This is a genomic window from Methylotenera sp. (assembly GCF_036401095.1).
Lineage (GTDB): Bacteria > Pseudomonadota > Gammaproteobacteria > Burkholderiales > Methylophilaceae > Methylotenera.
Genome location: NZ_DASWWA010000007.1, coordinates 82,442 through 96,456, shown reverse-complemented (window position 1 = coordinate 96,456; position 14,015 = coordinate 82,442). Strand labels below are relative to the sequence as shown.

At 44.9% G+C, this 14,015-nt stretch carries 15 protein-coding genes; all 15 read right to left on the bottom strand.

What is annotated here, in order from left to right:
- Nucleotides 1-33: 33 nt before the first annotated feature.
- Nucleotides 34-432 (bottom strand): PA2779 family protein, encoded by a 399-nt coding sequence (locus tag VGD82_RS06220; protein ID WP_331019576.1) that lies wholly within the window; start codon nt 430-432, stop codon nt 34-36.
- A 204-nt stretch (nt 433-636) separates the two neighbouring features.
- On the bottom strand, nt 637-1,110 hold the full coding sequence (locus VGD82_RS06215) for a SixA phosphatase family protein (RefSeq protein WP_331019575.1): 474 nt from the start codon (nt 1,108-1,110) through the stop codon (nt 637-639).
- A gap of 20 nt (nt 1,111-1,130) precedes the next feature.
- The gene (ppk1, locus tag VGD82_RS06210; protein ID WP_331019574.1) at nt 1,131-3,206 is read right to left on the bottom strand and encodes a polyphosphate kinase 1; all 2,076 of its coding nucleotides are present in this window, start codon (nt 3,204-3,206) and stop codon (nt 1,131-1,133) included.
- Nucleotides 3,207-3,400: 194 nt separating this feature from the next.
- Entirely contained in the window at nt 3,401-4,183 is a 783-nt protein-coding gene (gene tpiA / locus VGD82_RS06205; RefSeq protein WP_331019573.1) for a triose-phosphate isomerase, read from the bottom strand.
- Between the two features lie 115 nt (nt 4,184-4,298).
- Nucleotides 4,299-5,105, bottom strand: coding sequence for a tRNA threonylcarbamoyladenosine dehydratase (locus VGD82_RS06200; protein WP_331019572.1), 807 nt, complete (start codon nt 5,103-5,105; stop codon nt 4,299-4,301).
- Nucleotides 5,102-5,482: a holo-ACP synthase gene (gene acpS / locus VGD82_RS06195; RefSeq protein WP_331019571.1), complete on the bottom strand. Its 381-nt coding sequence runs from the start codon at nt 5,480-5,482 to the stop codon at nt 5,102-5,104. The genes VGD82_RS06200 and acpS overlap by 4 nt, the downstream gene beginning before the upstream one ends.
- Nucleotides 5,483-5,510: 28 nt before the next feature.
- Complete coding sequence (gene pdxJ / locus VGD82_RS06190) at nt 5,511-6,239, bottom strand: pyridoxine 5'-phosphate synthase (RefSeq protein WP_331019570.1); 729 nt, start codon at nt 6,237-6,239, stop codon at nt 5,511-5,513.
- A gap of 75 nt (nt 6,240-6,314) precedes the next feature.
- Nucleotides 6,315-7,049, bottom strand: a complete 735-nt coding sequence (recO, locus tag VGD82_RS06185; RefSeq protein ID WP_331019569.1) for a DNA repair protein RecO — start codon at nt 7,047-7,049, stop codon at nt 6,315-6,317.
- 117 nt (nt 7,050-7,166) lie between these two features.
- Nucleotides 7,167-8,096: a GTPase Era gene (gene era / locus VGD82_RS06180; protein ID WP_331019568.1), complete on the bottom strand. Its 930-nt coding sequence runs from the start codon at nt 8,094-8,096 to the stop codon at nt 7,167-7,169.
- The gene (gene rnc / locus VGD82_RS06175) at nt 8,093-8,785 is read right to left on the bottom strand and encodes a ribonuclease III (protein WP_331019567.1); all 693 of its coding nucleotides are present in this window, start codon (nt 8,783-8,785) and stop codon (nt 8,093-8,095) included. Before rnc ends, era begins: the two co-directional genes overlap by 4 nt.
- 45 nt (nt 8,786-8,830) lie before the next feature.
- Nucleotides 8,831-9,220 (bottom strand): DUF4845 domain-containing protein, encoded by a 390-nt coding sequence (locus VGD82_RS06170; RefSeq protein ID WP_331019566.1) that lies wholly within the window; start codon nt 9,218-9,220, stop codon nt 8,831-8,833.
- A 55-nt stretch (nt 9,221-9,275) separates the two neighbouring features.
- Entirely contained in the window at nt 9,276-10,055 is a 780-nt protein-coding gene (gene lepB / locus VGD82_RS06165; protein WP_331019565.1) for a signal peptidase I, read from the bottom strand.
- An 18-nt stretch (nt 10,056-10,073) separates the two neighbouring features.
- Entirely contained in the window at nt 10,074-11,867 is a 1,794-nt protein-coding gene (lepA, locus tag VGD82_RS06160; protein ID WP_331019564.1) for a translation elongation factor 4, read from the bottom strand.
- Nucleotides 11,868-12,054: 187 nt separating this feature from the next.
- Nucleotides 12,055-13,464, bottom strand: coding sequence for a DegQ family serine endoprotease (locus tag VGD82_RS06155; protein WP_331019563.1), 1,410 nt, complete (start codon nt 13,462-13,464; stop codon nt 12,055-12,057).
- A 69-nt stretch (nt 13,465-13,533) separates the two neighbouring features.
- Entirely contained in the window at nt 13,534-14,001 is a 468-nt protein-coding gene (locus VGD82_RS06150; RefSeq protein WP_331019562.1) for a SoxR reducing system RseC family protein, read from the bottom strand.
- Nucleotides 14,002-14,015 lie beyond the last annotated feature (14 nt).

Genomic DNA, 14,015 nt, shown 5'->3' with positions numbered 1-14,015 from the left:
GCTGTAACAAAACCTGACTAAGCTAATACACGATTAGCGAATAGAACGTGTAAATGGATACACTTTAGTAAATCCAAGAATATCAGTAAGCAAGAGCACCAAGAATACTAAGATAATGGCACCGATAATACCGCTACCCGCAGGTGCATTTTCGATTTGTGTTGCCATTGCACTTGCTTCCTCATCTGTGAGTGTAGCAACACGACTGCGTGCCTGTGCAGGGTCAATACCATGCTCAATTAACGCTGCCTGTACGTCCTGACGTGATAGAGCAGTGATGATTCGCGCACGGTCTTGGTCAGCTGCACTAGAGAAAACACTGTCTGCAACTTGCGCTGAACTAATCATGGCCGCCTGTACTGTTTGCACAGAACCTGTAAATAAAATTGACGCTGCAAGAAATGCACTGAAAAAACGTTTAACAAAAATCATGGCAAGTACCCCTTATCATTAAAATTAAGTCTAAAAGATGGTTTTAAACCTGCAACCCACTCAAACTAACAACTACAGGCTGTAGTATAAGACCACCACGTACGAGTATTAAATATGCCTACAGAACTAAAATAGCACAGTTAAATAATTGTGTATAGACATATACATGGCGTATAACTTGGAGCTATGCGACATTTGTCTTGATTAAACTCCGGGTTGTTTGACAGCTTCAATATAGTAATGGGACAAGCCATCCAACTTACGCTGCTTTAGCCACCAAATAGCACCCTTCTTTACCACGCATGCACTTTGATGCAGGCCCAGCAGCTTACCAATCAATAAACCAAGATTTGGCTGATGCCCCACCAGTACGATGGTTTGCGCGTCATCCTGATTTTCTACTTCTTGCATCATGCGAGCCACATTGCTATCTATGCTTAAGCACTCGGCAATCTTGATTTCCACTTGATTTAAATCATGCAAGGCATGTGCTGTTTGCAAACAGCGGCGTGCTGGGCTGCATAGTAGTTCGGCATGCTCGGGCAAGTGTTTATACAGCCACTTTGCCATTTTAGCCGCATCTTTACGGCCACGTTTGGTTAGTGCACGATCATGATCATGGCCGCTTTCACTTTGAATTTCAGCTTCTGCATGCCGCCAAATGATTAAATTTGCCATGGTTTAATTAAATAGTTTTGTTAATCCGTATATTTATGCAGTAATTGCAGTTGTGCACTATTAACACGTGCAGGCTCACCGGGTTTAGCTTTATGCGCTTGCGTAGCAATAGGCTGATAGCTGCCGTCCGCATTTAATATCCATGCATCATGATTATCGTCTAGATACATTTGGCAGCACTCCTGCAAAATACGCGCACGATTTTTTGCATCTGTAATCGGCCACGCAATTTCAACACGGCGCATCATGTTGCGATTCATCCAATCAGCACTAGATAACCACATATGCTCAACTTCTGCGATTTTGAAATAAAACACACGCGAATGTTCCAGTAAACGACCAATCACTGAGCGTACACGTATGCGTCCGTTCAGGCCCGGCGCATCTATCGGCAAAATACACGCGCCGCGTAATATTAAGTCAACCTCCACCCCAGCACGACCAGCCTTCACTAATGCCTTCACCAAAGCCTCGTCGGTTAATGCATTCATTTTCAAAATAATAGAAGCAGGCTGCCCGGCCTTGGCACTCAGTTCTGCCGCCCGAATCTTAGCCAGCATTTGTTTATGCAAATTAAATGGTGCTACCAGCAGCTTTTGCATACGAGGTAATTTGACCTGACTCGCAATATGCCTAAACAAATGCTCCATATCGCGCGTAATCTGCGTATCTGCAGTCAGCATGCTAACATCAGTGTAGAGCCGTGCTGTTCTAGGGTTATAGTTACCGGTTGAAACATGCCCATAGTACTGAAGGCCAGTAGCTTCACGACGCATTACCAGTAACATTTTGGCATGGGTTTTCAGCCCCACTATGCCATACACTACTTGTGCACCTACAGATTCCAAATCCTCGGCCCAGTTGATGTTTGCCTCTTCATCAAACCTAGCTTTAAGTTCAACAACCGCCATCACTTCTTTACCACGGCGCACGGCTTCTTGCAGTAATTTCAGCATGCGTGGGTCAGAACCAGTGCGGTAAATGGTTTGCTGGATAGACAGTACATCTGGGTCATGCACCGCCTCTCGCAAGAAATCAATCACTGACTCAAAGCTCTCGTAAGGCTGATGAATAAGAATATCGCGTTGCTTGAGCTGTGAGAAAAATGACTGATTAGGGATTAACTGCTGACTTATCTGAGGCTCATATGGCTTGAATTTGAGGTGGTCACCTTCAGCTAAATCTGCCAACTGCATCAGACGTGCTAAGTTGACCAAACCATTCACGCGATAAAGCGACTGTTTAGGTAAGTCGAACTGCTGCAGCAAGAGTTTGGCTAGCTTTTCATCACAACCATGTGACACCTCTAGGCGCACCGCTTCACCAAAATGGCGTTGTACTAAACCTTTTCTTAATGCAGTACGCAGATTTTTTACATCTTCTTCATCCACAGCCAAATCAGAATGCCGAGTTACCCTAAACTGTGAAAAACACAGCACCTCACGGCCAGTAAATAAGCTTGCTAGATGCGCACGAATAACACTAGATAGAGACACAAATTTTTGCTGCTTGCCACTCAAGTGTTTAGGTAGCTTAATTAAGCGAGGTAACGCTCTTGGCACTTTTACAATCGCAATATTATTATTGCGGCCAAACGCATCAGTGCCGCCGAGTGACACAATAAAATTTAAAGACTTATTGGCCACCTGCGGAAAAGGGTGTGAGGGATCAAGCGCTACAGGCACAAGTAAAGGGCGTACACTAGACTCAAAATAACGTGCAACCCAACGCTTTTGCTCTAACGTTCGCTCTGCGTTAGACACCAGATACACGCCCGCACTCGTCAGAGCCGGCATTAAATCTGTATTAAAAATCTCGTACTGTTTTTCTACTAAAGTATGCGCAGCTTTGGATATTTCCAAATAGCTTTGTACGTTAACATCAGTCTTCTTTTCATTGTCACGCATGGCGTCTACATGTGGCGCGGCGCGTACTTCAAAAAACTCATCAAGGTTAGAAGAGACAATACAAAGAAAACGCAAACGCTCTAGCAGAGGATATTCTGCATTTTGTGCAAGACTCAATACACGTGCATTAAACGCCAATATACTGATATCTCGATTAAGTAATTTAAGCGGTGAATTAACTGAACGCATGATATTTTCTAATTAGTTATTTCATTCAGCATAAGCGACAATTATGACAGTGTCATGAAAATTCATCAAAACCGTCATCTATGTGAAATATGTGAAAACCTAACAAGCAGACACGCCTATTTTATTGGAAAAACAAATGAAAGACTTAGGCTACTTTTGTAATGACTACAGCCTAGAGTAGAGGTTCACTCCTGTTATGCTAGGCTGTTTGCGATTAATGCAACCTGCGTAAACGCTTCTGCATCCAGTGATGAGCGCCCTAGTAAACCACCATCTATATCTGGCATGGAGAGCATATCATAGGCGTTATCCGCGGTTAGGCTACCGCCATAAAGTATACGCACTTGCTGTGCAAGGGCTAAGTCTCTTGTAGAGATAAGCTGCCGAATCAGCACATGCATTGATTGTGCCTGCTGTGGGTTTGCATGTAACCCAGTGCCAATCGCCCACACCGGCTCATAAGCCACCACAATATTGAGAGATTTAGCGCACGCCAATGCTTCGTCATCTAACGCGTTTAACATATTCAGCAACTGCTGGCGAATTACCACTTCAGCCATACCAGCGTCACGCTCCTGCTGCGTTTCACCCACGCAATAAATGGGCGTTAACCCACAAGCTAAGGCGCGTAACAGTTTGGTAGCAATGACCTCATAACTATCTAAGCGCAACAGGCGCCGCTCAGAATGCCCAACAATCACGAAGCGGCAGCCAAATTCGGCAATCATTGCTGCTGATATGCATGAGGTATAAGCGCCCTCTTCAAACTGACTCACATTTTGCGAGCCCCACAAAATATTACTGCCAGCTAATAATTGCTGGCCTTGGAACAAATAGACATAAGGTAAGCAAAGTGCAAAATCTACTGCATCCAACGCTTTTAGATTTAATCTTAATTGCTGTAATAGATGCTGATTACCCGCAATGCTGCCGTGTAGTTTCCAGTTACCAACAATGAGTTTTCTACGCTTAGCCATGCCAACAATCGTCTTTCATATGCATTACATACGGTGAGAAATGAATTGCTAATTTGATGCTGAGACTACTAATCATGGTGTGCGTGCTTCATCTGCAATAATGATGCACGCGCACTCATTTAAGTAAAAATGATTTTAACGCCAAAGCGGAGGCACTAAATCCAAACGGAGCGGTGACACACACGCTAGAGCCGTATCCTGCACAATTTAAACCGGTCACGCCTGTATTAGTATCTACCTCACAGGCAGCGTCAGGCTTAATCACAGGCTCGTCAGAATATACAGCCTGTATGCCAAATTTATAGGATTTTTTGCTGTTAGTAGCTTTAGGGAATTGATAGTCACGGCGTAGCTGATTGCGCACTTTAGCCAATAGTCTATCACCAGACACATGAGCAAGGTCTGCCGTTTGTATGCGCGTAGGGTCTAACCTGCCACCTGCTGCGCCCACTGTCACTAACGGCAGCTGATGGGTACGACAAAAAGCTGCAATCCCCACCTTTGCCTTAGCATCATCAACGCAGTCAATCACGTAATCATATGGCTGACCTAGCATCACCGCCACATTCTCCATCGTTACAAAATCTTCAATTTCGTACACATTGGCAAGAGGATTAATCTCAAGAATACGCTCACGCATTGCAGTTACCTTAGCTTTACCAAAAGTACCATCTAAAGCATGGAGCTGGCGGTTAACGTTAGACTCTGCAACATTATCTAAATCGATTAACGTAATATTACCCACCGCATTGCGCGCCAAGGCTTCGGCCGCCCAACTGCCCACGCCGCCAATGCCTATCACACACATATGCGCAGATTGCAATTTAGCCAAGCCATCTGCACCATATAACCTCGCTACACCGCCAAAGCGGCGCGCCATATCAGGTTGATGCAAAGAGTCGAGTGCGCTTACAGCAGTCATTGTATTTCCAGAATAACAAAAGCTGCTGCTAGGTTTTTTTCATCACTAATACTGATATGCGTTTTAACGATGTTTTTTTCATCTAAAAACGCCTGCAATACTGGTGCCAGCACCAATATCGGCTTACCTAAAGCATCATGACTTACTACAATGTTTTGCAAAGTGGCAGGAGCGCGCAAGCCAGTTCCTAAGGCCTTAGAAAATGCCTCCTTAGCTGCAAACCGCTTAGCCAAAAAACGCGCTTTAATCTGCGATTGCTGATAGCTTTCTAATTCACTCTCTGCCAGTATTCTGCGTGCGAAAGCATCACCAAACTCTGCAATAGAGTCTTTAATGCGAGTAACTTCCACAACATCAGTGCCTATTCCAAAAATCATTAATCGCCTTTTAGCTGTTGCCAGTATGCTACTTCGGTGCAAACTCTTTCATTAAAGATTTCATTTCACGTACCGCATTATCCCAACCCACAAATAAGGCATGCGCTACAATCGCGTGGCCGATATTTAGCTCCTCAAACCCATACATGCGTGCAACATGGTGTACGTTATGATAATGCAAGCCATGGCCTGCGTTAACAATCAAACGTGCGTCCTTAGCGTGATGCAGAGCTCGCTCTATACGATCAAGCTCCGCTATTTGTGCGCGCTCTGACTCTGCATCAGCAAATGTACCGGTATGCAACTCAATCACGGGCGCACCTGTTTTTACCGCAGCGTCGATTTGCGCTAAATCTGGTGCAATAAATAGAGAGACACGAATACCTACATCACTTAGTTTTTTTACCGCGTGCTGCACTTTATCAAAGTGGGTAATGACATCTAACCCACCCTCAGTAGTGCGCTCTTCGCGACGCTCAGGCACCAGGCACACATCCTGTGGCATGACTTTAATCGCGATATCCAACATCTCGTCAGTCACTGCACATTCCAGGTTCATTTTAGTTTGCAACAACGGACGCAATGCAAATATGTCTGCGTCTTGCATATGACGGCGGTCTTCACGCAAATGTAAAGTAATGCTATCAGCACCAGACTGTTCTGCGCGTAACGCCGCTTGTACTACACTAGGATATTTAGTACCACGTGCCTGACGGATTGTTGCAACGTGGTCGATATTGACACCCAACTTAATCATGCGTCTATCACCTTTTAAATCAAAATATTATGGCAGCTCATATGCCTCTAGTATTGAGCTGCCTCAAGAAACTGGTTAATACCCCTGCAATTCAATCAGTAACTGCCGGGTATGTAATGGTTTATCACCTAAATAATGCGCTAACAGATAACGCATCAGCTGCTTACTTTGCTGTTGCGTCTGTTCGTCGCTGTAATCGTCATTCAACATATCGATTAAGGTCTTGCCCGAGAGCTGCACACCATTTTCATAGCGTGCCAAGCTACCGCGTATTGGATATGCGCCGTGCTCGGCCTCATAGCGATAATTTTGTTGCATAACAATCGGTGCATTATTGGCATCTTGCTGCAACGGTATTGCATAGCCAAGTTCTTGCAGAAACTTTAACTCAAAACGCCTTAGTGTCGTGGCCAAGTGCTGCTCACTGGCCAGCGCTTTTAGTGTCTCTGCATAATAAGCAAACAAGGCTTCATGCGGATCTTCACGCGGCAACAGCCTGAGCAACAACTCGTTCATATAGAAGCCGCACATCAACGCCTCACCCTGTAGCAACAGCAGGCAGCCGTTCCACTCTAAACCATGCAGTGTTTTAAGCTCTAACTTACCTGACCACGTTGCCAACATAGGCTGAAAAGCCTGTAGCATGCCACGCATGGCAGAACGGGGACGCCTAGCCCCTTTTGCAGTGGTGGCGACCCGCCCAAACTCACATGAAAACAGCTCAACTACCAAGCTGGTTTCTTTAAAAGGATAAGTATGCAGTACGTAAACCGACTGATTATCTTGACGATGAGAACTCACTGACGCCATAAGGTCTATTCAACCACCACGATACAAGCACTCACGTTGATGACATCCATTTTAAACCACATCAGCGTGTAACCATTCCATCAAAAAAAACCGACAAACCGCTCAATCAACAGCAGATTAATAACCTAGCGATTTTAGCGCGCGTGCATCATCTGCCCAGCCGCCTTTAACTTTCACCCATGTTTCCAGGTAAACTTTGCCGCCAAACAGTTTTTCCATGTCTTGTCTGGCTTCGGTAGAAATTTGCTTGAGCTTCTCGCCATTTTTACCAATCAACATTGGTTTTTGGCTTTCTTTATCCACAATGATGGCGCAAAAAATACGGCGCAACTTACCTAGCACTTCAAACTTTTCAACCTCTACTGCCACTGAGTAAGGAATTTCATCGCCTAGCAGTCTAAATATTTTCTCACGCACTAACTCTGCCGCAAGGAAACGCTCATTCTTGTCGGTCAACTCATCTTCAGAGTAAATCGCCTCTTGCTCAGGCAAATAGTTACGGATAGATTTCAATAACTCATCTAAGTTAAGGCTCTTTTTAGCACTAACTGGCACGATTTCTGAGAAGGGGAATTCCAAGTCAAAGTCTTGAATCAGCGGCAATACATTACCTTTATCACCCATCAAGTCCAGCTTATTCACCACTAAGATAGTCGGTGTTTTATCAGACAATAATTGCAATACCTTGCGGTCCGCATCACCCAACTTCATTGGCTCAATCACAAACAGCACGACATCGACTTCTGTCAGCACTTGAGTGACCGTTTTATTTAGGCCCTTATTCAATGCATTGAGGTGTTTTTGCTGAAAACCTGGCGTATCTACAAATAGATATTGCGTATCATCTGTCGTATGTATGCCCAATAGGCGATGGCGTGTAGTTTGCGCTTTACGTGAAGTAATAGCGAGCTTCATGCCTAAAATATGGTTTAGCAACGTGGATTTACCCACGTTCGGGCGCCCGACAATTGCCACTGTACCGCACTTAAAGGGGCCATCGAAAGCAGCAACTGCTTTCACTTCAAGCTCTTGATTAATATCTGTCATTTTTTAGCTTTTCCAATATGGAGTTTATTTAACGCAAGCAAAGCAAGTTCTGCTGCCTGCTGTTCAGCAATGCGGCGGCTTCTGCCTTCGCCTACTGTGCGAATTTGATGTTTTTCCACTAAGCACTCCACTACAAACTTCTGTTCGTGCGCTTCGCCGCTAGTGTGTGTGACCGTGTATTCGGGGACGGCGATTTTTCTGCTTTGCAATAATTCTTGCAATAAAGATTTAGGGTCTTTATCGATAACTTTAGGATCGATGGTTTCCAGCTTGCCTTCGTATAGCCCCAAAACGAAACTTTGTGCCGCTTCAAAACCGCCATCTAGATAGACCGCACCAATAATAGCCTCCAGCGCATCCGCTAAAATAGATGGTCTACGCCAGCCTGCACTTTTTAGTTCGCCCTCACCTAGCAGCAGTGCATCGCCAAGATTGAGAGATAACGCAATTTCAGACAAGGTCGCTTCTTTTACCATTTGCGCACGTAAACGGCTTAAGTCACCCTCTGCCAATTTAGGGAAACGCTGATACAACTGGTGTGCAATGATGAAGTTTAAGGCGCCATCACCTAAAAACTCAAGGCGCTCGTTATTTTGGCCCGCATAACTACGGTGCGTAAGCGCTTGCGTTAACAAGCTTTCATTCACAAATTGATGCGACAAGCGCCTTAATAACTCTTGTTTAGACATCAACACCACCAGAAGTTAGCTGCTTATTCAAATATTTTAGATACACTACTTACCATCACTACGTGCTGAAAAATCTATCAGCACACTTACATTGCCCATAATTGGCTTAACCACTTCATATGAAACAGACACTACCGCATTACCATCCGGGGTCTTTTCTATCACCAGGTCTGAACCTTTTACCGTATCCACATAGGCCACAGAAGCGCGTTTTTCAAATGAGTCTTTAATTTCTTTATTGCTCATCGTGCCTAAAGATTCAGACTGCATGGCTTTGAGCACTTTTTTGACTGACATAAACTCTATATAAGCTGGCGTTACTTTCATCACAATCAAAGCAACAAACACAACGAAGGCACCAACGATTAGCATGCCTAACAAGGTAGCGCCTTGTTGTTTCTTAACAGCTTGCATATGCATTAATTTATTTACCATGTTTATCTCCATACTCACTCAAGTTAGGACAGTTATATTTAGTACAGCCAAATAATTAATCTATTTTATTGCCGATTCTAGAACCCTGATCAAAATTCATCCAGATAAAAAACGCCTTGCCGACTAAGTTCTGCTCAGGCACAAATCCCCATACTCGGCTATCTGAACTATTATCCCGATTATCCCCCATCGCCAGATATTGTCCATCTGGCACTGTAATTTCTTCACCCTCTGCAAATTTAGCGCCAATTGTGTCCGGTTCATAATTACCAACTACGTCATGCACCAGAATGTCATGCTGCTTAGTGCCTAACTGCTCATGGTATTGTTTAGCTTGCACTACATTAAGCCCAGACATCACATACTCATAATAACCCGCATTTTCAACCGCAACTGGCTGCCCGTTAATGGTGAGGCGTTTATCTTGATACGCTACTTTATCACCAGGCAAACCCACTACACGTTTAATGTAGTCAATAGAAGGGTTAGGCGGATAATGGAACACAATCACATCGCCACGCGCAGGTTTATTCACAGTTAAAAAAGTGTTGTTTAAAATAGGTACACGCAGGCCATAAGTAAATTTATTCACTAAAATAAAATCGCCCGCCAACAAGGTTGGCATCATCGAGCCTGATGGAATCTTGAACGGCTCAACAATAAATGAGCGCACTAAAAACACCACCAAAATAACGGGGAAAAAGCTTTTAGCGTATTCAACTAAAACAGGCTCATCTGCCCCTGGCGGGCGTTTTTTACTTAATACTAGAATATCAAATAGCCATATCAGCCCAGTAACCAGCAGTACAACTATCATAAAAAGCGCGAACATCATGGCGATTTACCTTTTTTCTTATTTATCTTCTACTCTTAAAATTGCTAAGAACGCTTCTTGCGGAATCTCAACGCTACCCACTTGCTTCATGCGCTTTTTACCCTCTTTTTGCTTCTCTAGCAACTTACGCTTACGGGTAATATCACCACCATAACATTTTGCAATCACGTTTTTACGCATTGCTTTGACTGTTTCACGCGCAATGATGTTAGCGCCGATTGAGGCTTGAATTGCCACATCAAACATCTGACGCGGGATTAATTCGCGCATTTTTGCTGCCACTTCACGACCACGGTACACGCTATTACTGCGGTGTACAATCAGGCTTAATGCATCTACACGCTCGCCGTTCACCATGATATCCAGTTTAACCAAATCAGCCGCACGGAACTCTAAAAACTCGTAATCCATACTTGCATAGCCACGTGATACAGACTTCAATCGATCAAAGAAATCGAGCACCACTTCGTTCAACGGCATTTCATAGCTCAGCATCACCTGACGGCCCATATACTGCATATTGCGCTGAATACCGCGCTTACCATTACACAACGTCATCACTGGGCCAACGTAATCCTGAGGCATCAGCAAATTCACCACAATCATCGGCTCGCGAATCTCTTCAATGCGTGATGGTTCTGGCAAGCGTGATGGGTTCTCAATTTGCACTACTTCGCCATTTTTGAGCAATAGTTCATAAATTACCGTAGGTGCGGTGGTAATCAGGTCCATGTCATATTCACGCTCTAAACGCTCTTGCACAATTTCCATGTGCAACAAGCCTAAGAAGCCACATCTAAAACCAAAACCTAATGCTGTTGAATTCTCCGCCTCAAACAACAAGGATGCATCATTCAAACTCAGCTTCTCCAGCGCGGTACGCAAAGCCTCAAACTGGTTTGACTCAACCGGATACAAACCTGCAAAAACTTGCGGCTTAACTTCTTTAAAACCAGCCAGCGGCTCTGCGGCAGGTCGGCCAGCCAAAGTTACAGTATCACCCACTTTAGCTGCAGCTAGTTCTTTAATACCGGCAATCACAAAGCCTACTTCACCCGCTGACAATGATGTTTTTTGTAGTGATTTTGGTGTAAACACACCCACTTGCTCGCACAAATGCTCAGAACCTGTCGCCATCAAGCGGATTTTATCCTTAGGCTTAAGTGTACCGTCCATCACACGCACCAGCATCACTACGCCTACATAGTTATCAAACCATGCATCAATCACCAGGGCTTTGAGCGGCTTAGTAACATCGCCGACAGGTGGCGGCACTTTAGCAATCACAGCTTCTAAAACATCGCGTACACCCACACCGGTTTTAGCAGAGCAGCGCACGGCTTCTGATGCATCGACACCAATCACATCTTCAATTTCCTGAATCACACGGTCAGGATCTGCTGACGGCAAATCAATTTTATTCAGTACAGCCGTCACTTCCACACCCAAATCTAATGCGGTGTAACAGTTAGCCACACTTTGCGCCTCAACGCCTTGGCTGGCATCCACCACCAGCAATGCACCTTCGCAAGCAGAAAGTGAGCGCGAAACCTCGTAGCTAAAGTCTACGTGACCCGGGGTATCAATTAAATTCAAGTGGTAAATCTGGCCATCATCCGCCTTATATTCCAAAGCTGCTGTTTGCGCTTTAATCGTAATACCACGCTCACGCTCAATATCCATAGAATCAAGCACTTGCGCTTCCATTTCACGATCTGCCAAGCCACCACACATGTGAATAATCCGATCAGCCAAAGTGGATTTACCGTGATCGATGTGAGCAATAATGGAAAAGTTACGAATGTTTTTCATGTTTAATTTTTAATAATGACTAAATTGACGGCGAACGAGCTGTTCAGATAACAATAAAAGCGTGCTTAACAATAAGGGCGCACTAGGCGCCCTTATTGTTAACCGAACAGCTCGGATTTTACAGCAAATTCAAAGTATTAACATCTATAGATTCATGCTTACTGTTTAATTATGCACTGCAATAGCTTTACTTAGCACTTGGAATTTTTACCGGTACATACAATGTGCTCTCACCACGCAACACTAGCAAAGCGATCGTTTTGCCTGCACCAAAACCAGCTAACTGCTTGTTAAATTGCTCAAGACTTTGCACTTCTGTATTGTTCAAACCGAGTATCACATCACCGCGTCTAATGCCTGCTTGCGCCACAGCACCTAATGCATCCATCACCAAAAGGCCATTTTTTCCATTCAGCTTTTTCTTTTGTTGTGGTGTCAGTTCTTTCAGGATTAAACCAACACGGTCTGCATCCTGCTTGACTGGCGGCTTATTCACTTGCGCAGCCTCTGTGCCGTCTGAAGGCATCTCTCCTATCGCTACACTCAGGACTTTATCACCGCCCTTACGTAGCACCTCTACCGGCACGGCTTTACCTGGTTTTGCAGCACCGACAGCACGTGGCAAATCAGAAGAGCTTGCGATTGGTTTACCATCAAATTTAATGATGACGTCGCCAGCCTCTACCCCACCTTTATCAGCAGGGCCGCCTTTTTCAACACCAGCCACCAACGCTCCATTAGTGTTCTTCATCCCAAATGACTCTGCCAGCTCCTTACTCAACTCTTGAATCACAACACCCAGCCAACCCCTAGTCACCTTACCAGAAGCTTTTAATTGGTTGGTTACCTCAAGCGCTACGTCAATTGGAATACTGAACGACAAACCCATAGAGCCGCCGCTTCGGCTATAAATTTGTGAGTTAATGCCGACAACTTCTCCCGCTAGGTTAAACAATGGCCCGCCAGAGTTACCTGGATTAATCGCCACGTCAGTCTGGATAAAGGGAACAAAGTTTTCTTGCGGCAAGGCCCTGCCCTTTGCACTCACAATGCCTGCTGTCATGGTGTTTTCCAAACCAAATGGAGAACCGATTGCGGCCACCCATTCACCGACTTTCAACTTGTTTGGATCGCCAATCACTACTTTAGGCAAGCCCGTGGCATCAATTTTAACTAGCGCAACATCGGTACGTTTATCCGCACCAATGATTTTGGCTTTAAACTCACGCTTATCGGATAACTTAACAATCACCTCATCGGCGTCAGACACAACGTGTGCGTTAGTTAGGATATAACCATCACTGCTGATCACAAAACCGGAACCGAGTGACTGCGATTTGTACTCAGGTTGCGTCCCGCCGTTTTGGCCAGGAAAATTAGGAATACCGAAACGCTTAAAGAATTCCTGCATTTGCTCATCGCCCAACATGCCAGGAAACTGCGCAGGACTTGAGCGCATATTCTGTGTAATACTGATATTAACTACGGCAGGCCCTTGCTTCTCCGCCAATTCAGTAAAATCTGGCAAATCCTTAGCACTTACATTCACTGCAGAGCACAAAATAAATATAACTGCAGTAAGCCAACTTCTCATCATCTACTCACCCCACTTAATGTTTGAAAAATTCCGTTTAAATTTGCAAAAAATCTAAATTAGCTAAATAGGTCAGGCATCGCTGGCTACATCATCGGCATAGCGCAATACGACTGCCTGATACTGACTCGCACCGCCACCAGCGGACGGTCCACGCCCCACCAAATGCCATTTGACCCAGACAAAGCCTATGCACAGGCCAAATATGGCAGCTAACACCACGTACAACTGGTTCTTAAATAGAACCTCGGCCAACACTGAAAAGAAAATCAGACTGAGGAGAGGCAACACATATAGCAGAAAGACCGAGCGCAGTGCCACACGTTCATCAATCCCAACCACCACACTGTCGCCAACCTGCGCATTAATGGTATTTTCTGCTAGAAATGTGTGGCTTTTATGACCAAGCATTTTGCCCCAAGTTGCATTACCGCAACCACGGCGCTGGCCGCAAATGCCACATGCAGTCCTGCGCTCTATTTCCAGCTCGGCTGCGCCGCCTTGCTTGCACTGAATCACTACTGCGTGTTCTTCTATCATAATGAGGAGTAAAA

Excerpts from the sequence above, each read along its gene's own strand:
- VGD82_RS06200 (WP_331019572.1), bottom strand. The coding sequence starts at position 5,105 with ATGACTGCTGTAAGCGCACTCGACTCTTTGCATCAACCTGATATGGCG.
- ppk1 (WP_331019574.1), bottom strand. The coding sequence starts at position 3,206 with ATGCGTTCAGTTAATTCACCGCTTAAATTACTTAATCGAGATATCAGT.
- acpS (WP_331019571.1), bottom strand. The coding sequence starts at position 5,482 with ATGATTTTTGGAATAGGCACTGATGTTGTGGAAGTTACTCGCATTAAA.
- VGD82_RS06215 (WP_331019575.1), bottom strand. The coding sequence starts at position 1,110 with ATGGCAAATTTAATCATTTGGCGGCATGCAGAAGCTGAAATTCAAAGT.
- lepA (WP_331019564.1), bottom strand. The coding sequence starts at position 11,867 with ATGAAAAACATTCGTAACTTTTCCATTATTGCTCACATCGATCACGGT.
- rnc (WP_331019567.1), bottom strand. The coding sequence starts at position 8,785 with ATGTCTAAACAAGAGTTATTAAGGCGCTTGTCGCATCAATTTGTGAAT.
- VGD82_RS06170 (WP_331019566.1), bottom strand. The coding sequence starts at position 9,220 with ATGGTAAATAAATTAATGCATATGCAAGCTGTTAAGAAACAACAAGGC.
- tpiA (WP_331019573.1), bottom strand. The coding sequence starts at position 4,183 with ATGGCTAAGCGTAGAAAACTCATTGTTGGTAACTGGAAACTACACGGC.
- VGD82_RS06150 (WP_331019562.1), bottom strand. The coding sequence starts at position 14,001 with ATGATAGAAGAACACGCAGTAGTGATTCAGTGCAAGCAAGGCGGCGCA.
- pdxJ (WP_331019570.1), bottom strand. The coding sequence starts at position 6,239 with ATGATTAAGTTGGGTGTCAATATCGACCACGTTGCAACAATCCGTCAG.
- VGD82_RS06155 (WP_331019563.1), bottom strand. The coding sequence starts at position 13,464 with ATGATGAGAAGTTGGCTTACTGCAGTTATATTTATTTTGTGCTCTGCA.
- era (WP_331019568.1), bottom strand. The coding sequence starts at position 8,096 with ATGACAGATATTAATCAAGAGCTTGAAGTGAAAGCAGTTGCTGCTTTC.
- VGD82_RS06220 (WP_331019576.1), bottom strand. The coding sequence starts at position 432 with ATGATTTTTGTTAAACGTTTTTTCAGTGCATTTCTTGCAGCGTCAATT.
- recO (WP_331019569.1), bottom strand. The coding sequence starts at position 7,049 with ATGGCGTCAGTGAGTTCTCATCGTCAAGATAATCAGTCGGTTTACGTA.
- lepB (WP_331019565.1), bottom strand. The coding sequence starts at position 10,055 with ATGATGTTCGCGCTTTTTATGATAGTTGTACTGCTGGTTACTGGGCTG.